Here is a 22,770-nt window from a genome sequence, read left to right on the forward strand (position 1 = left end):
TGGAACACACGATAACCCTGCGCGCAACGCGGCATAACTAGAGAGTTCACTAGGTTTTCGGTTTTTTTTGCACCTTTCACGGGTCGAGCAGGCGGTAATGCACCGCCCGGGCGACCGCCTGGACGCGGTTCTTCGCCCCCAGCTTGTGCATGGCCGAGGTCAGGTGCAGGGAAATCGTCGCCAGCGAGCGGTTGAGCTTGTCGGCGATCTCCCCCGCTGTCAGGCCCTCGGCGGCCCAGCGCAGGCACTCGGCCTCGCGACGGGTCAGGCGGATGGCGCGGGTGGCGGATTCCTTGGCCAGCAAGGGATAGGCGGCTTCCTGCAGGGCATGGGCGATCAGGCTGAAATCGGCAAGGTGTTCCCGGGCGTCGTCCAGGTCGCGCTGGCTGGCCTGTGGGCGCAGGCCGGTCAGGGTCGCCAGGCCGCCGCGCGGCAGGTGGATGGGTACGGTAACCCCGCAGGTCAGTTGCGCATCGTGCAAATAGCCGACCACCGGGGCATGGCGCCTGTCGATCAAGCGCTGCAGGACGGTCTCGCCCTTGGGCAGGTACGACCAGACGAAGGGGGCGATGGAGGACACGGCCACCTGCTGCACCGGGTCGATCTGGTAGAAGCCTTCGGAGCACCACAGGTCCTGCCAGTCCTTCGGGGTCTGGCGCAGCCTGACCACGGACGGGGTGATCAGCTCGCCGGTGTGGTCCAGCGGTACCGGGCTGTAGTCATACACCAGGGCGTCGAAGCCCAGTTGCGCCGCCAGGTCGGCGACGCTGTCCATCTGTTCATCCAGGCTGCTGCCTGACGCCAGACGCGAATTAAGTTCAGCCACCTTGGCCTGCATACCTGACACTCCCTGTGTTCCTTGTGGATTTCCAACTTGAAGTCCGGCACGTAGAATGCCACGGCTTGGCGCGGGACTGCCATACAAAACCTATAGGAAACACTAGCTTGTAGGCGACGAATTCTCCTGCGCTAGTTATAGCCCCAAGCCATGGCCAACAGGAGAGTAGCGATGTGGCGTGAGATGCAACCTGACCAGCGGTTCGATGTAGAGGTCGATGGCCACAACGTCGTGGTGTACAGCTTTGGCGAAGGGGACGAGGTGCTGCTGTGCCTCAATGGCGGGCCGGGGCTGCCCTGCGACTACCTGCGCGACGCCCATGCCTGGCTCAAGGACAAGGGTATCCGCGTGGTTGCCTTCGACCAGCTGGGCACCGGCGCCTCCGACCGCCCGGATGACGACAGCCTGTGGAACATCACCCGCTACGTGGCCGAGGTCGAACGCGTGCGCCAGGCCCTGGACCTGGGTCGCGTGCACATGCTGGGGCACTCCTGGGGCGGCTGGCTGGCAATCGAGTACGCCATTCATCACCCGCAGTCGCTGAAAAGTCTGATTCTCGAGAACACCGTCGGCGATATCCCGCACCTGATCACCGAGCTTGAACGCCTGCGCGGCGCGCTGGGCAGCGAGACCGTGGCGATGATGCAGCGCCACGAGGCCCTGGGCACCCTCGACCATCCCCAGTACCAGGCGGCCATCACCCTGCTCAACTACCGCCATGTCTGCCGCCTCGAGCAGTGGCCGGCGCCGATCCAGCGCTCGCTGGGCGACTGGAACATGGGCCCGTACAGCACCATGCAGGGTCCCAACGAGTTCCTTTATATCGGCAACCTCAAGGACTGGAACCGCCTCGAGCAGATGGGCGAGTTCCGCATGCCGGTGCTGATCACCACCGGCCAGCACGACGAATTGACCCCCGCCTGCGCCATGCGCATGAACCTGGCCCTGCACGGCCGCGCCGAGCTGCACGTGTTCCCTAATAGCAGCCACATGCCGTTCTACGAAGAACCCCAGGCCTATTTCCCGGTGTTGCTGGACTTCCTGCAGCGCAACCGGGGTTGATCGATGAACCTGGCACGTTACCGGTTCGTCCTTGTTCGCCCGTTGCAGTTGCTGCCGGTGCTGCTGGGCATCAGCATCATCACCTTCGTGCTGGTGCGCTCGATCCCCGGCGACCCGGCGCGGGTGCTGCTCGGCGCGCGCAGCACGCCGGACGCGATCGCGAAGATTCGCGCCCAGTTCGGCCTCGATGAGCCGATCTGGGTGCAGTACCTGTACTTCCTGAAGAACCTGCTCAACGGCGACCTGGGCAAGTCATTGCTGTACAAGGTCGATGCCCTGCCCCTGATCGCCGGGCGCATCGAGCCCACCTTGTTGCTGGTGCTGGGCAGCGTGCTGCTGGCGTTGCTGATCGCCGTGCCGCTGGCCACCCTCGCCGCCCGCCACAAGGGCGGCTGGACCGACAACCTGATCCGTCTGTTCACCACCGCCGGGCTCGGCCTGCCGGCCTTCTGGCTGGGGCTGATGCTGATCCTGCTGTTCAGCGTGCACTGGGGACTGTTCCCGGTGTCCGGCTATGGCCGCACCTGGCCAGACAAACTGCACCACCTGGTGCTGCCGTGCCTGACCATCGCCCTGGCGCTCTCGGCGGTGCTGGTGCGCAACCTGCGCGCGAGCATTCTCCTTGAGCTGCAGGCCGACCACGTCACTGCCGCACGCGCCCGCGGCCTGGGCGAAGGCGCGATTCTGCGCCGACACGTTCTGCCCAACGCCATGCTGCCCACCATCAACCTGCTGGCGGTCAACATCGGCTGGCTGATCAGCGGCACCGTGGTGATCGAGAGCCTGTTCTCGCTGCCCGGCGTCGGCCAGCTGCTGGTGCGCGGCATCTTCACCCGCGACTATATGGTGGTCCAGGGCGTGGCCATGGTACTGGCCTGCGCCACGGTGGCGGTGAACTTCATCGCCGACGTGGTGACCACCGCCCTCGACCCACGGGTGAACATCCAATGAGCCAGAGCCCCGCACTGGCGCTGCGCTGGCGCCTGGCCTGGCACTTGGGCAATGGCCGCCTGACGCTGTACTGCGGCCTGGCGATCGTCCTCGGCTGGTGCCTGCTGGCCCTGTGCGCGCCGTGGATAGCACCCTTCGACCCGCTGGCACAGGATGCCGACCTGCGCCTGGCCGCGCCCAGCCTGGCCCACCCGTTCGGCACCGACAACTTTGGTCGCGACATCCTCTCGCGAGTGATCTGGGGCGCGCGCATCGACCTGCAGATGGCGCTGATCGGGGTGATCTTCCCGTTCCTGCTCGGCACCTGCATCGGCGCGGTCTCCGGCTATGTCGGCGGGTTGTTGGACAACGTCTGCATGCGCCTGGTCGATATCGTCCTGGCTTTCCCGTTCCTGGTGCTGATGCTGGCGATCATGGCCATCCTCGGCCCGGGTCTGGGCAGCTTCTACATCGCCATGGCCCTGGTCGGCTGGGTGTCCTATGCGCGGTTGATCCGCTCGCAGATCCTGGTGCTCAAGCAAGGCGATTTCGCCCTGGCCGCCAGGAGCCTGGGGTTCAGTCACCGACGTGTGCTGTTCGGCCACCTGCTGCCCAACGCCCTGTTCGGCTCGGTGGTGTTCTGCATGTCGGACGCCGTGCTGGTGCTGCTCAATGGCGCGGCCGTCAGCTACCTGGGCCTTGGCGTGCAGCCGCCCACCCCGGAGTGGGGCACCATGGTGGCCGAGGGGCAGAGTTTCATCACCAGCGCCTGGTGGATCTGCACCTTCCCGGGCCTGGCGGTGGTGACCCTGGCCATGGGCTTCAGCCTGCTGGCCGACGGCGTCGCCGAGCTTCTGGGAGACCGCACATGAGCCCTGCCCTGCTTCAGGTTCGCGAACTGAGCGTCATCGCCCGCGCCGGCCAACGCGATATCACCCTGGTCGATCGCCTGTCCTTCGACCTCGGCGAGGGCGAGATCCTCGGCCTGGTGGGCGAAAGCGGTTCGGGCAAGACCCTGGCCTGTCGTGCCCTGATGCGCCTGCTGCCGTCACCGAACCTGCGCCTCGAAGGCCAGGCCGTGCGCCTGGCCAGCAACGACCTGCTGCGCCTGGACGAAGCCGGCATGCGCCGTATGCGCGGCCGCGAGCTGGGCATGATCTTCCAGAACCCCAGCAGCCACCTCGACCCACTCATGCGCATCGGCGCGCAGATCGCCGAAGGCATCCGCCTGCACCAGGGCGCCTCGCGTCGCGAGGCACGGGCCGAGGCCATCGAGGTGCTGCGCCAGGTCGGCATCCCCGACCCGAAAACCCGGGTCGACAGCTATCCCCACGAGTTCTCCGGCGGCATGCGGCAACGGGCGATGATCGCCGTGGCCCTGGGCTGCAATCCGAAGGTGCTGATCGCCGACGAGCCGACCACGGCGCTGGACGTCACCGTGCAGGCGCAGATCCTGCGCCTGCTGCTGGAGCTGCGCGACCGCCGCGGCCTGTCGATGATCCTGATCAGCCACGACCTCGGCGTGGTCGCGCAGACCTGCGACAGTATCGCCGTGATGTACGCCGGGCGCCTGTGTGAACACGGCGCCAAGCAGGCCCTGCTGAGCCAGCCGCGCCACCCCTACAGCGCCGGCCTGCTGGCCTGCCACCCCGCGGCGCGGCGGCACACAGGGCTGATGAACACCATTGCCGGGCAACCGCCGCTGCTCGACGCCCTGCCCGCAGGGTGCCGATTCGAGCCGCGCTGCCTCCAGGCCACGCCTGACTGCCGGGCACAATTGCCGGAACTGCGCGTGATCGGCCCCGGGCATCGTCTGGCCTGCCATACCCCGCTGCTGGCCGGAGGCCTGTCATGACCACGCTGTTGCAGGTCAACGACCTGCATGTGCAGTTCCCCGCCCCGGGCGGCGGCCTGTTGAACCTGCGTCCACGCAAGATCAACGCCGTCAACGGCGCTTCACTGAGCCTCGCCGCCGGCCAGGCCCTGGGCCTGGTGGGCGAGTCGGGCTGCGGCAAGAGCACCCTGGCCCGGGCCATCCTGCAGCTGACCCCGGCCAGCAGCGGCCAGGTGCTGTTCGACGGCAGCGACATGCGCCAGGGCAACCGCCTGGATATCGAGCGCCTGCGCCGCGAGACCGCGATGATCTTCCAGGACCCGTACAGCGCGCTCAATCCACGCCAGCGCATCGGCCAGATCCTCGCCGAGGTGCTGCACGTGCAGCGCAGAGTGCCCACCGCACAGATCCCGGCCCGGGTCGCCGAACTGCTCGGCCTGGTCGGCCTGCGCGCGGAACTCGCCGAGCGCAAGCCCGGCTCGCTCAGTGGCGGCCAGTGCCAGCGGGTCGGCATTGCCCGGGCGCTGGCCGTCGAGCCCAGGCTGATCGTCGCCGACGAGTGCGTTGCCGCGCTCGACGTGTCGATCCAGGGGCAGATCATCAACCTGCTGCTGGACCTGCGCCAGCGCATGGGCCTGGCCCTGCTGTTCATCACCCACGACCTGGGCGTGGTACGCCACCTGTGCGACCGGGTGGCGGTGATGTACCTGGGGCGGATCGTCGAGGAAGGCCCGGTGACCGAGGTCTTCGACGACCCGCGCCATCCCTACACCGCCGCGCTGGTACAGTCCATCGCCGACATCGACCCGGCCCGGCGCCTGCCGCAGCACCCGCTGGCCGGCGAGCCGCCGAGCCCACTGCAGCCGCCGTCCGGCTGCGCCTTTCACCCACGTTGCCGCCACGCGTTGCCCCAGTGCGGCGCAGACATACCCCCCAGCCACGCAGAAGGTGGCCGCTACCATGCCTGCGTCCACCCGTGACTTGCCGTGCTGACCCACCCCACATGACCATCAAACGGAGCTTGAGCATGAAACCCACCGCATTGAAGTTACTCACCGCCGCCGTGCTGGCCGCCAGCACCCTGGCCGGCGGCATGGCCCAGGCCGCCGGCGTGCTGACCATCGGCTGCCGCGAGGAGAGCACCACCTTCGACCCGATCAAGAGCGCGCAGAACCGCGACAGTTGGGTCTTCGCCAACGTCTACGACGTGCTGGTGCGTGTCGATAACAGCGGCACCAAGCTGCTGCCGGGCCTGGCCGAAAGCTGGAAGGTCTCCGACGACGGCCTGACCTACACCTTCAAGGTTCGCGACGCCAAGTTCTCCGACGGCTCGCCGCTGACTGCCAGCGATGCGGCGTTCTCCCTGCTGCGCATCCGCGACAACCCCGGCTCGCTGTGGGCCGACTCCTACAAGATCATCGACAAGGCCGAGGCGCCGGATGACCGCACCCTGGTGGTGACCCTGAAGAACAAGTCGGTGCCGTTCCTCGCGCAACTGGCCACCGCCAACGTGTCGATCCTGTCGAAAAAGGCCATGGACGCCATCGGCGAAGAAGCCTATGCCCAGGAACCGGTGACCTCCGGCGCGTTCAAGGTCAAGGAATGGCTGCGCGGCGACCGTGTGATCCTGGAAAAGAACCCCTACTTCTGGGAAGCCGACAAGGTCAGCCTGGACGGCGTGGAATGGATCTCCATCCCCGATGACAACACGCGCATGCTCAAGGTCCAGGCCGGCGAGCTGGACTCGGCGATCTTCGTACCGTTCTCCCGCGTCGACGCGCTGCAGAAAGACAAGAGCCTGACCATCCACATCGACCCGTCGACCCGCGAGGACCACCTGCTCATCAACCATGAGAAAGGCCTGCTGGGCAAGGTCGAGGTGCGCGAGGCCATCGACCTGGCGATCGACAAGAAGGCGCTGGTGGAAACCGTGACCTTCGGCCATGGCGAGGCGGCCTACTCGTACATTCCAAAAGGCGCGCTGTACCACAATGCCAACAACCCGCAACGCCCGTTCGACCCGGCCAAGGCCCGTGAACTGCTGAAGAAGGCTGGTGCCGAGGGGCTCAAGGTCAACTACGTGGTCAACGCCGGCAACGAGGCCGACGAGCAGATTGCCGTGCTGGTGCAAAAGCAGCTGGCCGATGTCGGCATTACCGCCAACCTGCAGAAAGTAGACCCGACCCAGAGCTGGCAGATGCTGGTCGACGGCGACTACGACCTGTCGGTGATGTACTGGACCAACGACGTGCTCGACCCGGACCAGAAGACCACCTTCGTGCTTGGCCACGACACCAACCAGAACTACATGACCCGCTACCACAACGACAAGGTCAAGGAGCTGGTGGCCGCGGCCCGGGTGGAAACCGACCCGGTCAAGCGCAAGCAGATGTACCAGGACCTGCAGAAGCTGGCCAAGCAGGACGTGCACTGGATCGACCTGTACTACAGCCCTTACATCAATATTTCGCGCAGCAATATCCAGAATTTCCTGCAGAACCCGTTGGGCCGTTTCACGCTTGAGGAAACGGTGAAGCAGGATGCAGGGGTGAAGACTGCACAGAAGTGAAGGTCAGGGGGCGGCTGATGGCCGCCCCCTTTTCGTTTCACACCTTGGCCCTGCGCCGCCGCAACCACATCCAGGCAACCCCCGCCAATACCACCAACCCCACCGGTAGCACCTGCGCCTTGTACGGCCGCAATGCCGCCCGCGCGGCATCCAGCTTCTCTGCCACGTAGCGTTTGTTGGCCTGGTCGAAGCGGGGCGCTTCGCACTGGTTGCCGAAATCCTCTGCCCACTGCACAAACGGCCCCTGCTGGACGTAACGCTTGTACAGCGCGCTTTCCTGTTCGGTGCCCGGCACCCAGCCCGCCGCCGTGCACAGCACCGCGGCGAAGGCCTGGCTGCTGCGCGGCAACTGGTCCGCAGCCTGGTTGGCCAGGTCGGCGGCGACATAACGATAGTGGTAGCGTTGGTCTGGCTTGGCCTCGGTCGCCAACTGGCGCTGCACCTCGCCGGCACTGATGAACGGCCCGGGCTGCAGGGTGGCACTGCCCAGGCTGAAGCTGCCGCCCAGCCAGGCATAGTCCGGCGCCATTTCGTAGCCGAGGATCTCCATGCCGGCGCCGCGTGCCAAGGTGGCCGCGGCAAACAGCGCCTCGGCGCGGCCCGTGGGCGTCCAGCGCGAGACGGCCTCCTGGCGGTGCTGGCCGTAGGCCTTGGCGTCGGCCTGCAACTGGGCCGTGGCGAAGTAACCGGGCGCCTCATCGTAACGGCCTTCGCGCAGTAGGCGGCGGCCCAGCAACTCACGCAGCTGCGTCGCCGCCGGCCGCGGTGCATAGCCGCCCTCTTCCACCTTGGGCGCTGGTGGCGCCGGCACATGGGCGTCGACATAGCCCTTGAGCTCGTCCAGGGTCAGCACGCGGTCGGCCACGTTGGCCGTATCCTGCCAGTAGATGTCCTGGCTGCGGTACAGCAAGTCGAAGGCCTGCAGGTAGTCGCCGCGCTCCAGTGCCAGTATCGCGCCCTCGCCTTCGACCCGGCAGCCGGGCTTCACGCTTTCGTAGTCCCAATCGGGCGTCTGTCTCGAGCCCCACGACTCTTCGCGGGGGAACGCGGCGGCGGCCTTGGCATAGGCAGCGGCGGCCTGGGCCTTGTCACCGTCGCGCAAGGCCAGCTTGGCGCGCAGCCACCAGGCAAGGCCGGTATCGCCAGCCTGCTGCAGATAGCTCCTGGTCGCGGCATAGTTGCCTTGCTGATAGGTCAACGCAGCCAAGCGGTCGGCGTCTTCCAGCTGGTCGCCGACACTGGCCTGCAGCAACGCGGGCAGGCGCCGGGCCTGGGTTGGCGGCTGGCCGTCGTAGTCCCAACCGACATGGCTGAGCAGATAGGCGGTGAGCAGCTTGCGTGGCATCGGTTGTGCCAACTGCGTCTTCAGCTGTTCATCCGGCAGGCTCACCAGTTCGTTGGCAAGCTGCCTGAGCGAGCTGTAGCCGCTGCCCGAGCCCAGACGGCTCTGGCTGGCATACAAGCGGATGGCGCTGTTCCAGTCGCCAGCGAGCTTGGCCAGGCGGGCCTCCTCGCCAAGGCTGGCAACCCCCAGTTCCAATGGGTCGCTGAAGCCTTCGGCGCTGAGCGCGCGGGCCTGGTGGAAAGCCTCGCGCGCCTGGGCTTGCAGGGCCTGCGGGGTCTGTTGCGGATCATCACTGGCCTCGAAGCTCCGGGCCATCAAGGCCCGCCCCAGCGAGTAGGCCGCCCAGGTGCTGCGCAGCTTGCGTTGTTCAGCTGGCAGGGCCAGCACCTTGGCGAAATAATCCGCCGCCAGGGCGTGGTCGCCTGTGTCGAAAGCCACTGCGCCGGCAATGTACAGACGCAGTTCATCCGGCAGTTCGGCGCCCTGCTCCAGCACTTGTTGCGGATCTGGCAGGGCACGCAGTTGCGCGACCTTCTCGCGCAGCGATTGCGGTAGCTCGCTTGCCTCGATACGGCTGCGCTGCTCACGGTAAGGTCGGTCGTTGTCGTCACTGTCCCAGTAAGGCGTCAGGGTCGCATCGGTGGCGGGCTTGAGGCCTGCGATCTGCTCGCCGAGGCGATTCACCTCGAAGCCGAAATTGCCCTCCGGCAACTCGGCCAGGGTGTGCGCTCGGTCGCCGAGCAACTGCATCGGGAAGTCCGGGCCACAGGCCAGCGCCGGAACGGCCGGCACGCTCAGGGACAGGCACAGCAGGCGCCGGGGCCAGTTACGGGTAGACATTCCATGCTCCTTTATCGATTCCATGGCAGCGCGCCCAGCCGAGGATGCGCCGGCCGCCAGCGGCGAGACGCGCGCTGGACTGGCGGTTGAAAGTGAGGTGTCGCGGGGATTGCTGCAAGCGGTAGCCGTTGAGCCCGTCGGCGGCGTCACAGGAGGCGACGTCCAGCTCTACCCGCGCAGGCATCGGCAGGTCGAGATTGCCGACGTTGACCAGCGTGATGTCGCGCAGCCCCGCCTGCCCGGACAGCTCGACCCGCCATTGGCTGGCGAGCGCATCGCCCCGCGCCACCGCGCTCAAGGTGGTCAGGCTCCAGGCGCGGCGGTCGCCGGGCAACGGCAGGCGGAACCAGATCAGCCCGGCCAGGTGCGCAGGTGGCTGGTTGCGCAGTTGTCTGCCCAGGTCCGCCAATTGCTGTGGATCGGCCAGCAGTTCGCGGCGTTCGCCACCACGGTTCAAGGGCGTTTCGCTTTCCACAACGGGCGCGCCGCCGGTGTCGGGCAGCAACGCGACGCCGTAGGCTGGCAAGGCCAGGTAGAACGGTTTGTCGCCGACGCGACTCCAGCGTTCGGCCCATTGCCTGGCCTGTGCCGGATCGAACAGGCCGCGACGCGGGTCGCTCACTGCGTGCACCTGCAACACACTGCTATCCACCGCCTGCAATAGCGCCGGCAGGTGCGGGCTGCCGAGCCAGGCGGGCAATGCGGTAATGCTCAGCTTCAGGCCCGGTGGCAGTTGTTCGCGCAGCTGCAGGAGAAATTCGCCATAGTCTGCAAGGCGAGCGCTGCCACTGTCATGGTCGATCTCCAACCCATCCAGGGGCACACCCACGGCCTGCCAGTCCGCCAGCAGGCGCGCCACCTGTGGGCCTGCCTCCTGCAGGTCGAGCGCCGGCAGCTGGCCGTCCAGGCGTACCACCGCGATCACCGGCCGCCCATCGGCCTTGAGCCGTGGCAGGTCGACCAGCGCCCTGGCCCACCCGGCCTTGGGCTGCGCTTGCAAGGCCAGCACGCGCAAGGTCGAAAAGTCGGCGCGGCTGTCCGCCAGGGCCTGCTCGTGGGCGGGTTGCCATTGGCGTTGCCAGATATAGAGCTGCTGGTCGAGGGGCGGTGCGGGCTCAGGCCGGCAGCCGGCGAGCGCAGCGAGCACGACACAGAAAAACAGCAGGGACAGGTTGGCGGGCATGCAATCCTTTGTCTGGCGCGTTGGGCTGCCGTTGGCGAGGGGGCGATATTACCTCAATCCGGCACGCTATCACGCTCCAATCCTGTCGGCAGACACCTGGCGGCCTCTCCACTTCCCGGTCAGGCCGCCAGGCCCCTTTCACTGCGCAGGCGCCACCGCCGGCGGTGGCTCGTTGGTCACCCGCAGGATCCCCCACAGCCCCGAGGCATTGCCGTACGCCGCATAGTCGCGGAACAGGTAGTCCCCCGGCACGGCGTTGGCGCCCCCGGCACTGGGCAGCATGAAGCTGAAGTGCGCCGCCGGCAGCACGCTTTCCTGCGCGCCCACATACATCGCCATCGGGTTGTAGCCGTAGCGCACCGAGCCGATGCCCGGCAGGCCCATGGGGTAGCCCTGCACATCGCTCTTCTCCGCCTGGTAGTTGTGCAGCGGCCACAGGTGCCCGTCGAGCTGGTAGGTGATGCCGCGGCTGCCACCGCTGGGCATCAGTACGTGGCTGCGCGCCGGCTGGCCGGGCTTGGCCCAGAGCACCGGGGTCTGCGGATCACCGCCGACCAGGGCATTGCTGTAGGCCATGTGGGCATTGGGCACATCGGCGAAGCCAAAGCCATCGGCATGGCCGAACGGCGCGTCCGGCGCCAGGCCGAAGCGCAGCCACAGCGGCTCGGTCTTGTAGTTCATCGCCATGTTGCCGTTGTCCTTCGGATCGCCGGGCACGCCGTTGCCCTCGGTGGCGATGCCCTCCACCGGCCGGCCATCGGCCCAGCGCATGTTCAGCGAGCGCTGCCACACGGTGACGAAGTCGCGGTAGTCGGGCTGGCCGCTGACCTTCACCGTGGCCTGGGCGCGGCTGGCGGTGTCCTCGGTCCAGGTCGCGCTTTGCGGCAACACGCTCATGGCGCCCACCAGGCCTTTCTGCGGCTGCTTGATGACATCCGCCGGGGTCAGGTTGAGGCCGCCGAACTCGATGGCCGTGGTGTTGATGTTGTCCACGGTGCGGCCCAGTTGCAGCACCGGCTTGCCTTCACGCTCCAGGTGCCCGGCGTAGTACTGGTACACCCGGTTCGGGTAGGCGCCGCTGTTGCCGGTGCGTGGCGGCACGGTCTGCACCGGGTTGAGGCCGACGTTGACGCCGTCCGACTTGGTGATGTCGTAGGCCAGCAGCTGCGCATGCAAGCCGACATGGCTGGACGGGCGCATCAGGTTGTTGTTGAACGCCGTGGAGCCCTCGCCGCCGGCGCGGTCGCGCTTGACCACGTTCTGCATCACCGCGCTGCTGGGCAGGTCTGGCATCATCAGCGGCAGGCGGTTCTCCAGGGTGATGCTGATGCAGTCACCCGCGTTGGCGCGCAGCACCAGTGGCTCGACCGGCACGCCGGCCTTGAGCTTGCCGGTGCTCGCGTCGAGGTCGGCCTTGCGCACGTAGAGCACTGCGGTCGGGTCATGCAAAGGCGAACTGTGCCCGCCCACAGTGAAGGTCGCGCCGTCCTCCTCGTCGGTGACGGTGGCCATGGGAATATCGACCTTGCGGCTGTTGAACACCAGGGTGCCACCATTGGCCTTGAGCGCGCCACCGACGTGCTGGCCGATACCAGCCGGGTCATTGATGCTGACCCCGTGGCGGTTCTCGAGAATGTCGTTGGCCAGGGCCGCGACGATCTCGTAGCTGCGCTTGACCGTCGGCCGGGTACCGATGCCGTTGGCGTTGGCCGTGGTCTTCGGACAGATGCCGTCGAAATTGACGGTGTTGCGCATGGCCACCGGCTGCGGATTGTTCGGCAGGGCGAACAGGTCGGCGCGTTGCGCGGTGTAGTTGCGCATGATGCCCCAGATGCCGTTCCAGTAGCCTTCCAGCGCCGCGTCCAGCGAGTACAGGTAGTCGCCGTTGGTGGCGGCGGAGCTGGAGATCATCGATACCGGTGCCATGAAGCCGAGCTGCTCGGAGATGCCCACCATCTGCGACGACTTCCACCCCGAGTTGGAGCTGTTGCCGAAGCCTGAGCCGTTCTGCAGCCATTTCACGCCGTGCAGGGTGACGTTGTGTTCCTCTTCATGGCCGCCGGCATGCATGCGCAGGCGCACGTTGTCACCGGAATAGGTGCGCAGCAGCGGTGTGAACGGGTCACCCGGCTCGCTGCCCTTGTTGACGTGCGGCGGGAACAGCGTGGTGCCACCAGTGGGGCCGGTAGCCTGGGTGATCGCCGAGGGCGCCAGGTTCATCGCCGGGATGGCGCGGTCGGTGCGGCTCTGCATGGCGTAGGCCAGGTCGCCGCCGAGGCCATCAGCCTGCATGCCGCGCTTGCCGTCCGGGCCGACCTTGTTCGGGTCGAACACGCGCAGGGCCAGCGGTTCGTTGCGATAGTTGACGACGAACATGCCTGGGTCGTCCACCGAGATCGCCTGCGGGCACGGCCGGGTTGGGCAGCCTGGGCTCAGCCCGCCACGGGATTCGACCACCGACTCGAGCAGCGTCGAGGCCTTTTGCCGCACGGGCGGGTTGATGGCGTAGCGGAAGCTGTCGGCGGTGGCCGGATAGGCCTGGCCGTCCGGCACGCCGTTGGGGCCGGCGCCGACATACACGCCGGCTTCATAGGCGTGCTGGAAGTCGCTGTATTCGAGGAAGAACTCGCGGTAGCTGTCGTTCTTGCCATCGCCGTCGTGGTCGCCGGTCTGGATCACCGCCTGCCACGAGGTCGGGCCGCCATCCTGGCGGGTCGCCGGGTTGTACAGCTGTTCGCCGGTTTCGGCGTGGTACCAGGTAGAGCCTGCGGGCTCGGCCAGCACGGTCGCATACAGCCCGAGCTGTTGGTGGGTCGATGGGCCGAGGTGATCATGGGTGAAGATGGTGCCCAGGCCACGGTCGACGTTGTGCACGTTCACCAGGGGGTCGGCGAACCAGCGTTGCATCGCAGTGCGCGCGCCGAGCCAGTCGGCCCGGCCGAAGCGTCCGAAGTACGGATGCTGCTTGGCTTTCGGGCAGGCGGCGGTGCCGTCGCGGGTATCGCCTTCGGTGCAGTTGTTGAAGCTGCGAATGGCGTGCACGCGCTCGACCACGCTGCCGGGCGAGAGGATGCCGTCCTCGTAGTTCCAGCCGTTGGCCGAGCCGTCGGCGGCGGTCAGGTCCCATTTGGGCAGGTGGATATGCTGGCCGATCACGTCGGTCGGGGTGCGTACCTGGTAGTCGTCCATCTCGTAGAACGACGGGATCAGGTTGGTGTGCACGTACTGGGTGCAGTCGAAGGTGTTCATGCGCATCACCAAGGGCTCTGGGGGGCGCTGCTTGGTGATCACCGGCCAGGCGTCTTCCCACAGGGCGAGGATGCGCGCCTGCGGGAAGTGGTAGCCGACCTTGTTGTACACCGCGTCGAACTGGATGTTGGCCGCCTTGTACATACGCGGCCGGTCGGCGGTGAAGGTAGACGAACCGCGGAAACTCATGCCGGTTAGGTTTTCGCCGCTGAAGAACTCGCCGACGCCCGAAGATTGGGTCAGGCGCTTGCCACGATCGTCCATGCACGGCTCATAGTACGGCGCGCCCGCCGTCGGCAAGGCGCCGTTGGTGCGGAAGGCCTTGGCCACCGGCGCACTGCCGGGGATCAGGGCGAAGCTTTGGTGCTCGGCCTTGGCATGGAACTGCATGGCCGCCTGTTCGACCTCGGTGCCCTCTTCGGGCAGGTAGATCGGCTTGGCCTTGTGCACCACCTTGGAGAAGTCCAGCTTGGTGGTGGTGGTCACGGCGTCGCCACCGGCAGACACGCCGTCGAGGGTGTGCCGGCCAAGGCCGCCGTCCCAACCGTCGACCTGGTTGGGGTCGAGGTTGGCCCACAGCGCCTTGCCGCTGTCCTTGAGCTGCCGCGCCAGGGCCGGGTCGAGCATGTCCAGCGGCGGGGTCGGCGGACGCTGGCCGACGCTGCTTTCCATGCCACCGATCCAGAACGGATAGCCGGGGTTTTTCAGGCTGCCGTCGGCGTTGCGATTGGTCTCGCTGCGGTCGACCAGCGCGAGGGAGCCAACCGCACGCGGCGTGGCGGGCTCGTCGGAGTGATCGCCGCCCTCCTCTTCTCCGTCATCGTCATGTTCGGCGACCAGGGTCTCGGCCAGCTTGGGCACCACCGTGACCTTGCCCGGCATCGGCGCCATGGCCTTGCCCGGCAACGGTACGATGGCCGGGATCGGCGTGCCGGCGATGATCTCGCCGTCGGGCAGCGCCCGGGCACCCGGGGCCGGCTTGCCATTGCGCAGGGCGAACGGCGTGGTGTGGAAGCCGTTCTCGCCCTCGCCGCTGACCGCCAGGCGGGTGCCTGGCTCGAACACATCATGTACCCGCCACATGGCCCACATGCCCTGGGCAAAGTGCGGATAGAAATGGCAATGGTAGATGGCGTCGCCCGCTACCCGGTTGCGGTTGCCGGAGCCGCCGTTGGCGATTTCGTAGGTGTAGCCTACGCCCGGGCCGATGCCCTGGGCGTCGATATAGTCGGAGTTGTCATCGTTGGGGTTGAACAGCCACTGGTGCCCGTGCAAGTGGAAGATGTGCTGCTCGTGGCCATTGTGGGTGTTGCGGAACTTGGTGAAGTCACCGATGTAGCTGTGGTGCACGTTGGCCGGTTCCGCCGGGTACAGGGCCATGGTCGCCTTGACCCCGGTGGCGCTGGCCGGCGGCGTTTCGCCCGGGCGGATGTTCTCCAGCCCGACGTTGGCCGGGATATCCACCAGGGTGCCGATATCACCGACAGTGTGGGCACTGAGGAAGAATTCCTCGTAGGCACACGACAGGCAGTCGTGCATCGGCCCCACGCCGAGACGATTGGCCACCACCTCGGCGCCCATGCCGCCGGAGCCGTAGTTGATCATGAACGAGTCGCGAGTCGGCTCCAGCACGTGGCCCATGACCGGGTCAGCCCAGTAGCCGGGGAAGGCCTGGGTGGCGGCAACCTCGTCGGCGAACTGCGAGGCGAAGTCGCGGAAGGCTTCCAGGCGATTGGGCAGCGCCGGGTTGCGTTTGCCGACGCTTTCCAGCGGATAGGTGCTGGCGGGGAAGCTGCCGTCAGGGTTGGGGCCCATGACGATGGCGTCGGTTTCGCTGCTCTGGATCTCGTTGCCGTCGACCATGGCAATGATCGGCTTGCCGGCCTTGCCCTCGGCGATCCACGGCTCGACGTTGGGGTAGCGTGCCTGGTAGTCGATCACCGGCTGGCCGGTGGCCGTGCGGCCGGTGGTGGCCAGGCGCATCTCTTCCTCGGTCAGGGTGTTGCGGTAGGTGCGCCCAGCCTTGGGTACCACCACCACCTGGCCGAACAGGCCGTTGGCGACATTACCGCCGCCGCCCTGCCCGCCAAAGGTCGCCCCCTGGCTAGTGACAGCGAAAGCGCCTTCGCGCTCCGCGTACAGGGTATAGCTGCGGGTACCGCCCGGGGCGACCAGGAAGTTGCCGTTGCGCCCGGTGTTGGCGGCGATGTCGCCGATGCTGTTGACCGCCTGCAGGCCGTTGACCTGGAAGCCCACATGGCGGTCGGTGACCTGCTCGTCAGCGACGAAGTGCTCGTTGCCCTCGTTCTCGACCTCGGCGCCCTCTTCTTCCTCGCCTTCGACTTCGTTCTCGTCGTGATCAATGCCGTGCTTGTTGGGGTTGGCCTGGTAGGCCAGCAGGTTGCTCAGGTTGACCGTCAGGCAATCACCCGCCGCCACCCGCAGCACGATCGGCCTCGGGCGCTTGTCCGGGCGCAGGGTGACCTTGCCCGGCACCGCAGCGCCGCCCTTGCTCAGGGGCACGTGGTGCTCGTCCACCACGTCCTGGCGCAGGGCGAACATCATGCCGTTGGCGTTCTGCGCGCCGAGGCGGTTGAACATCAGGGGCTGGTCCAGCGCCACCACGTTGGCCACTAGCGTGCGCTGGCACTGCACGGCGGCCTCGCTGGAGACCTGCCAGCCCAGCAGGGCCAGCAGCAAGGTAGACAGGACCGGGCCTTTGCGAGGGGTCGACATGGGGCACCTCCGGGGACACAGGGATACTGCGGAGGAGGTGAGCAAGGCTTATGCCATGAATTTAGTCGTTGTTAATCAGATGCTTGCAAGATGGCGAAGGATGAACTGGGCGTTTTCCCCCTTAATTGGGGGGCCGCATGGGAGCGCAGACTGAAGGGCTGAAGCCGGGTCAATCGCCTCGATAGCATTTAGTGATTGAACGCCAACGCAAAGGTGCAGTAAGCTCGGTCCCAATCACTGGAGAGCAACATGTCGAAACAAACCTGCAACCACGCCAACCACACCGGTCGCTCCGCGCACCGCGTGCTGGCCGTTGCCGGTCGTAACGCCGTTGCCAGCTTTTATTTTGGGTATTGGTTTAGCCACTAGGCGCCGATTACCCATCCGGCGCCCACCTTCGAGGGGCCGCCGAACATGAGAATACTCAAACCCCCGGTCGGCTCCCCGACCGGGGGTTTTGCTTTTCCGGGCCCACGAAACATACCGATTACCTTGAGGACAACGTCATGAACCACACCACCTACTACCGCACCTATGCATGGCGATTTAGCCAGTTCCGTTCGGGCCAGCCTGCCGCCTCCGTTCGGTCGATTTCCGGTGGCAATGCCGCACAGACACCCCATTTGACGATCAGTCGAACACCTCGATAGGGCCGACCGCGCGGGCCAGAACCCGCCGTCCGCCCAGGGAAAAAACGCCATGCAAGCCTCGAATCTCGCCCTGCCCCTGACCCAGCCGCACGCTGCCAACACCACCGTCAGCCAGCGCCTGCCCAGCCCGCACCTGCTCAAGCAGCAGATGCCGCTGTCCAGCGAACTCACCCAGCAAGTCCATGCCCAGCGCCAGGCGATCCGCGCCATTCTCGAAGGCCGCGACGAACGCCTGCTGGTGGTGGTCGGCCCCTGTTCGATCCATGACCCGCGCTCGGCCCTTGAGTACGCCGACCGCCTGGCCGCGCTCAGCCGCGAGGTCGACGACAAGCTGCTGCTGGTGATGCGCGCCTACGTGGAAAAACCGCGCACCACCGTGGGCTGGAAAGGCCTGGCCTACGATCCGCACCTCGATGGCAGCGATGACATGCACGCCGGCATTGCTCTGTCCCGTGGCCTGATGCTGGGCATGCTCGAACGCGGCCTGCCGATCGCCACCGAGCTGCTGCAGCCGATGGCCGCCGGCTACTTCGACGACCTGCTGGGCTGGGCCGCCATCGGCGCGCGCACCACCGAGTCGCAGATTCACCGCGAGATGGTCAGTGGCCTGGAGCTGCCGGTCGGCTTCAAGAACGGTACCGACGGTGGTATCGGCATCGCCTGCGACGCCATGCGCAGCGCCGCCCACCCGCACCGTCACTTCGGCATGGACACGCAGGGGCATCCGGCGATCATCGAGACCCTGGGCAACCCCGACACCCACCTGGTGCTGCGCGGCGGGCACAAGGGCCCGAACTACGACGCCCAGAGCGTCGCCCTGGCGCGCCAGGGCCTGGCCAAGGCAGGTCTGGCGCCACGCATCATGGTCGACTGCAGCCACGCCAACAGCGGCAAGGATCCGGCGCGCCAGCCGGCGGTGTTCGAGGACGTGCTGGCCCAGCGCCTGGGCGGTGACCGCTCGCTGGTCGGGGTGATGCTCGAGGGCCATTTGTTCGACGGCTGCCAGGCCCTGGGCAAGGGTGCGCTGAAGTACGGCGTGTCGATCACCGACGGCTGCCTGGGCTGGGACGCGACCGAGGCGCTGCTACGCGACGCCGCCGCGCGCCTGTGAGTCTCTGCGGCAAGCCTGGCGAGACAGGGCACGAACAAGTGCGCTAGGCTTGCCTTTTCGAACCCAAGGAGCAGTACCCATGGCCCGAGCCACCGCCCGCCACATCCTGGTTGCCAGCGAAGACAAGTGCAACGAACTCAAAGCGCAGATCGAAGGCGGCGCCGACTTCGCCGAAGTCGCCAAAGCCAACTCCACCTGCCCATCCAGCCGACAGGGCGGCGACCTGGGCTCGTTCGGCCCGGGCCAGATGGTCAAGGAATTCGATACCGTGGTCTTCAGCGCGCCGCTGAACGTCGTCCAGGGCCCGGTGAAGACCCAGTTCGGCTACCACTTGCTGGAAGTGACCAGCCGCCAGGACTGATCCGGCATTGCCGTGGTCTTCCCCGTAGGAGAAGGTCTGCAGGAAGCAAGCTGCGTGGGAGCGGGCTTGCCCCGCGATGGTGTCCGCCCAGGCAACGCTATCGCGGGGCAAGCCCGCTCCCACGATACCCGCTCCCATGTCAGACTTGGCGGTGTGCTGACAAGTTGCTTGTACCTGATGTTGTCCTTGTCAGCTCACGCCGCCCCCACCCACGCCCTCACCGTCTACGGTGAAGCCCCCCGCTACCCCGCGAACTTCCCCCACTTCGACTACGTCAACCCTGACGCCCCCAAGGGCGGCAGCCTGCGCCGCTCGGCCATCGAGATCGGCCAGTTCGACCATATCCTGCCCTATATCGACAAAGGTATCGGCGTCAGCCAGGTCGATGGCTGGCTGTACGCGCCGCTGGCCGTGCGTTCGCTCGACGAGCCCTACACCGTCTACGGCCTGATCGCCCAGCGCCTGGAGCGTGGCCCCGACGACGCCTGGTTGCGCTTCTACCTCGACCCGCGCGCCACCTTCGCCGACGGCAAGCCGGTGCGCGCCGAAGACGTACGCTTCAGCTACGACCTGCTGATGAGCCAGGGCAGCCTCAAGTTCCGCACCCAGTTTGCCGATGTCGCCGGGGTCACCGTCGAAGGCCCGCGCCAGGTGCGCTTCGACTTCAAGCAGCCCCATGGCCGCACCCTGCCGCTGGAGCTGGCCGGCCTGCCGGTGCTGCCCGAGCATGACTGGCGCCAGCGCGACTTTGCCAACGGCGCCGGCTTCGACAAGCCCGTGGGTAGCGGCCCCTATCGCATCGGCCGGATCGACAACGGCCGCAGTATCACCTTCGAGCGCGATGCAAACTGGTGGGCGCGGGACCTGCCGGTCGCCCGCGGGCTGTACAACTTCGCCCGCATTGGCGTCGAATTCTTCGGCGATACCGAAGTGGCCCGCCAGGTACTCAAGGGCGGTGGCTACGACTACAACCGCGAGTACTCCGCCACCGCCTATACCCTCGGCTACAACGGCGCGGCGCTGGATGACGGGCGCCTGCGCCGCGCCCACCTGGGCCCGGCCAAGCCGCAGATCGCCCAGGGCTTCGTGTTCAACCTGGACCAGCCGCAGTTCAAGGACCGCCACGTGCGCCAGGCCCTGGGCATGCTCTGGGATTTCGAGTGGAGCAACCGGCAGATGATGCGCAACCTGTACATCCGTCAGCAGAGCCTGTACGCCAACACACCGCTGGCCGCCCGCGCCCTGCCCGACGCCCAGGAGCTCAAGCTGCTCGAGCCGTTGCGCGGCCAGGTGCCGGACGAAGTGTTCAGCCAGGTGTTCAGAGCGCCGGTCACCGACGGCTCCGGCATCATCCGCCAGCAGCAGCTGCAGGCCCTGGCCTTGCTGCAGGACGCCGGCTGGCATCCCCAGGGCGATCGCCTGGTCAACGCCCAGGGCCAGCCGCTGAGCTTCACCTTCCTCAATGGCCAGTCGGGCCTGGAGCGCCTGCTGCTGCCGTGGAAGCGCAACCTGGCGCAGATCGGCGTCGAGCTGAACATTCGCAACGTCGACGCCGCCCAGTACGTCAACCGCGTGATGGCCCGCGACTACGACATGATCGTCACCGGCTACCCGGTGACCCTGTCGCCGGGCAGCGAGCAGTACAACTACTTCGGTTCCGCAGCGGCCAACGACCCCGGCTCGAACAACCTGATGGTGCTCAAGGACCCGGCGGTGGACCGCCTGCTCGACGGCCTGGTACGCGCCAACAGCCAGGCCGACATGCTGCGCCACGCCCGCGCCCTGGACCGGGTGCTGCAATGGAACTACTACTGGATCCCCAACTACTACCCGCCTGGCAGCTCGACGGTGTGGTGGAACCGCTTCGGCCTGCCCAAGGTGCAGGCGGCCTATGACGAAGGCCTGGACACCTGGTGGGAAGTCAGCCCAAGGGCGCTGACCACCCAACAGATGGCCGAGCGACTGGGGAAAGGGCCATGACCACCTACATCCTGCGCCGCCTGCTGCTGATCATTCCCACCCTGCTGGCGATCCTGCTGGTGAACTTCGCCATCGTCCAGGCCGCGCCCGGCGGGCCAGTGGAACAGGCCGTGGCGCGCCTGCAAGGTATCGGCGGTGGCGCGCCTGGTGCACGGGTCGAGGCGGTGCAGGGCGAATCCCGCGCCACCCGTGGCCTGGATCCCAAGCTGATCGAAGAAATCAAGCGTCAGTACGGCTTCGACAAGTCCGCGCCCGAACGGCTGTGGCTGATGCTCGGCCAATATGCGCGGCTGGACTTCGGCCAGAGCTTCTTCCGCGGTGCCAAGGTCACCGAGCTGATCGTGCAGAAACTGCCGGTGACCCTGTCGCTGGGTTTTTGGGCCACGCTGATCACCTACCTGGTGTCGATCCCGCTGGGCATCCGCAAGGCGGTGCGTCATGGCAGCCGCTTCGATGCCTGGAGCAGCGCGCTGATCGTGATCGGCTACGCCCTGCCCTCGTTCCTGTTCGCCCTGCTGCTGATCGTGCTGTTCGCCGGCGGCACCTCGCTTAACTGGTTCCCGGTGCGCGGCCTGGTCTCCGACGATTTCGACCAGCTCAGCCTGCTGGGCAAGGTCGCCGACTACTTCTGGCACCTGGTGCTGCCGGTCGGCGCCCTGGTGATCGGCGGCTTCGCCACCCTGACGCTGCTGACCAAGAACGCCTTCCTCGACGAGATCGCCCGCCAGTACGTGGTCACCGCCCGGGCCAAGGGCCTGAGCGAACGGCGCGTGTTGTACGGCCATGTGCTGCGCAACGCCATGTTGCTGGTGGTAGCCGGCCTGCCCCAGGCGCTGATCACGGTGTTCTTCGCAGGTTCCCTGCTGATCGAGGTGATCTTCTCCCTCGATGGCCTGGGGCGCATGAGCTACGAGGCGGCGGTGTCGCGGGACTACCCGGTGGTGTTCGGCACCCTGTTCATCTTTACCCTGGCCGGGCTGCTGATCCGCCTGCTGGGTGACCTGTGCTACACGGTGCTCGACCCGCGCATCGACTTCGACGCGAGGGGCCACTGATGTTCTCGCCCATCGCCCGGCGCCGGCTGCGACGCTTTCGTGACAACCGCCGCGGCTGGGTTTCGCTGTGGCTGTTCGCCGGGCTGTTGCTGCTGAGCCTGGGCGCGGAGCTGGTGGCCAATGACAAGCCCTTGCTGCTCGGCTACCAGGGCGAGCTGTACACCCCGGCACTCAAGCGTTACACCGAGCAGCAGTTCGGCGGGCAACTGCCGTTCCAACCCGACTACCGCAGCCAGTACGTGCGCCAGCTGATCGAGGGCCAGGGCGGCTGGATGCTCTTTGCGCCGATCCCGTTCAGCGCCGACACCCCCAACTACGACCTGCAGGTGCCCACCCCCAGCCCGCCCAGCACGAGCAATTGGCTGGGCACCGACGACCAAGGCCGCGACGTGCTGGCGCGGGTGCTGTACGGCACGCGGGTCTCGCTGCTGTTCGCCTTCGCCCTGACCCTGCTCAGCGTGCTGATCGGCGTCACGGCCGGCGCCTTGCAGGGTTACCACGGCGGCTGGGTCGACCTGCTCGGCCAGCGCCTGCTGGAGGTGTGGTCGGGGTTGCCGGTGCTGTACCTGCTGATCATCCTGTCGGGGTTCGTCGAGCCGGATTTCTGGTGGTTGCTGGGGATCATGGCGCTGTTCTCCTGGCTGACCCTGGTGGATGTGGTGCGCGCCGAGTTCCTTCGTGGGCGCAACCTGGAATACGTCAAGGCCGCCCGGGCACTGGGGCTTTCCGACACCCAGGTGATGCTGCGGCATATCTTGCCCAACGCCCTCAACGCGACCCTGACCTACGTGCCGTTCATGCTTACCGGGGCGATCACCACCCTGACCGCGCTGGACTTCCTCGGCTTCGGCATGCCCGCCGGCAGCGCCTCGCTGGGCGAGCTGGTGACCCAGGGCAAGCAGCACCTGGAGGCGCCATGGTTGGGCTTCACCGCGTTCTTTGCCCTGGCGCTGATCCTGTCGTTGCTGGTATTCATCGGCGATGCGCTGCGCGAGGCATTTGATCCTCGCAGGTGATCGCCTGTAGC

The 22,770-nt window shown here is 66.9% G+C and carries 15 protein-coding genes; 11 read left to right on the forward strand and 4 right to left on the reverse strand.

The genetic code is table 11. The features are described from left to right. Positions 1-76: 76 nt before the first annotated feature. On the reverse strand, positions 77-838 hold the full coding sequence (locus KHO27_RS09765) for a LuxR family transcriptional regulator (RefSeq protein WP_102681950.1): 762 nt from the start codon (positions 836-838) through the stop codon (positions 77-79). Positions 839-1,009: 171 nt separating this feature from the next. Here KHO27_RS09765 and KHO27_RS09770 point away from each other — a divergent pair, with 171 nt between their 5' ends. The 6 genes from KHO27_RS09770 to KHO27_RS09795 are packed head-to-tail and all read left to right on the forward strand — an operon-like array spanning position 1,010 to position 7,233. After that, entirely contained in the window at positions 1,010-1,900 is an 891-nt protein-coding gene (locus KHO27_RS09770) for a proline iminopeptidase-family hydrolase (RefSeq protein WP_023631947.1), read from the forward strand. A 3-nt stretch (positions 1,901-1,903) separates the two neighbouring features. Next, complete coding sequence (locus tag KHO27_RS09775) at positions 1,904-2,851, forward strand: ABC transporter permease (protein ID WP_111532829.1); 948 nt, start codon at positions 1,904-1,906, stop codon at positions 2,849-2,851. Beyond that, positions 2,848-3,702 carry an ABC transporter permease gene (locus KHO27_RS09780; protein ID WP_102681948.1) on the forward strand — a complete coding sequence of 285 codons (855 nt, stop codon included), beginning with the start codon at positions 2,848-2,850 and terminating at the stop codon, positions 3,700-3,702. Before KHO27_RS09775 ends, KHO27_RS09780 begins: the two co-directional genes overlap by 4 nt. After that, on the forward strand, positions 3,699-4,685 hold the full coding sequence (locus tag KHO27_RS09785; protein WP_111532827.1) for an ABC transporter ATP-binding protein: 987 nt from the start codon (positions 3,699-3,701) through the stop codon (positions 4,683-4,685). The genes KHO27_RS09780 and KHO27_RS09785 overlap by 4 nt, the downstream gene beginning before the upstream one ends. Beyond that, complete coding sequence (locus tag KHO27_RS09790; RefSeq protein ID WP_214501696.1) at positions 4,682-5,644, forward strand: ABC transporter ATP-binding protein; 963 nt, start codon at positions 4,682-4,684, stop codon at positions 5,642-5,644. Before KHO27_RS09785 ends, KHO27_RS09790 begins: the two co-directional genes overlap by 4 nt. A gap of 47 nt (positions 5,645-5,691) precedes the next feature. Continuing rightward, positions 5,692-7,233 carry an ABC transporter substrate-binding protein gene (locus KHO27_RS09795; protein ID WP_102681945.1) on the forward strand — a complete coding sequence of 514 codons (1,542 nt, stop codon included), beginning with the start codon at positions 5,692-5,694 and terminating at the stop codon, positions 7,231-7,233. A gap of 37 nt (positions 7,234-7,270) precedes the next feature. Here the strand turns inward: KHO27_RS09795 and KHO27_RS09800 are convergent, their stop codons facing one another. The 3 genes from KHO27_RS09800 to mnxG all read right to left on the reverse strand — a co-directional run bounded on the left by KHO27_RS09800 (position 7,271) and on the right by mnxG (position 16,586). Next, positions 7,271-9,418, reverse strand: a complete 2,148-nt coding sequence (locus KHO27_RS09800; protein ID WP_214501697.1) for a hypothetical protein — start codon at positions 9,416-9,418, stop codon at positions 7,271-7,273. Beyond that, positions 9,405-10,601, reverse strand: coding sequence for a DUF3142 domain-containing protein (locus KHO27_RS09805; protein WP_214501698.1), 1,197 nt, complete (start codon positions 10,599-10,601; stop codon positions 9,405-9,407). Before KHO27_RS09805 ends, KHO27_RS09800 begins: the two co-directional genes overlap by 14 nt. Before the next feature lie 138 nt (positions 10,602-10,739). Then, complete coding sequence (mnxG, locus tag KHO27_RS09810; RefSeq protein ID WP_214501699.1) at positions 10,740-16,586, reverse strand: manganese-oxidizing multicopper oxidase MnxG; 5,847 nt, start codon at positions 16,584-16,586, stop codon at positions 10,740-10,742. 699 nt (positions 16,587-17,285) lie between these two features. Between mnxG and KHO27_RS09815 the strand changes: the two genes are divergently transcribed. From KHO27_RS09815 to KHO27_RS09835, 5 genes are all read left to right on the forward strand, one after another. Then, complete coding sequence (locus KHO27_RS09815) at positions 17,286-18,347, forward strand: 3-deoxy-7-phosphoheptulonate synthase (RefSeq protein WP_111532822.1); 1,062 nt, start codon at positions 17,286-17,288, stop codon at positions 18,345-18,347. 79 nt (positions 18,348-18,426) lie between these two features. After that, on the forward strand, positions 18,427-18,708 hold the full coding sequence (locus KHO27_RS09820) for a peptidylprolyl isomerase (RefSeq protein WP_110604628.1): 282 nt from the start codon (positions 18,427-18,429) through the stop codon (positions 18,706-18,708). A gap of 177 nt (positions 18,709-18,885) precedes the next feature. Further along, positions 18,886-20,688, forward strand: coding sequence for an extracellular solute-binding protein (locus KHO27_RS09825; RefSeq protein ID WP_214501700.1), 1,803 nt, complete (start codon positions 18,886-18,888; stop codon positions 20,686-20,688). Further along, positions 20,685-21,743, forward strand: a complete 1,059-nt coding sequence (locus KHO27_RS09830) for a microcin C ABC transporter permease YejB (protein ID WP_111532821.1) — start codon at positions 20,685-20,687, stop codon at positions 21,741-21,743. The genes KHO27_RS09825 and KHO27_RS09830 overlap by 4 nt, the downstream gene beginning before the upstream one ends. Next, positions 21,743-22,759 carry an ABC transporter permease gene (locus KHO27_RS09835; RefSeq protein ID WP_214501701.1) on the forward strand — a complete coding sequence of 339 codons (1,017 nt, stop codon included), beginning with the start codon at positions 21,743-21,745 and terminating at the stop codon, positions 22,757-22,759. The genes KHO27_RS09830 and KHO27_RS09835 overlap by 1 nt, the downstream gene beginning before the upstream one ends. Positions 22,760-22,770 lie beyond the last annotated feature (11 nt).

Origin of the sequence: Pseudomonas sp. RC3H12 (assembly GCF_018596375.1) — a bacterium.
In the GTDB taxonomy this organism is placed as follows: domain Bacteria; phylum Pseudomonadota; class Gammaproteobacteria; order Pseudomonadales; family Pseudomonadaceae; genus Aquipseudomonas.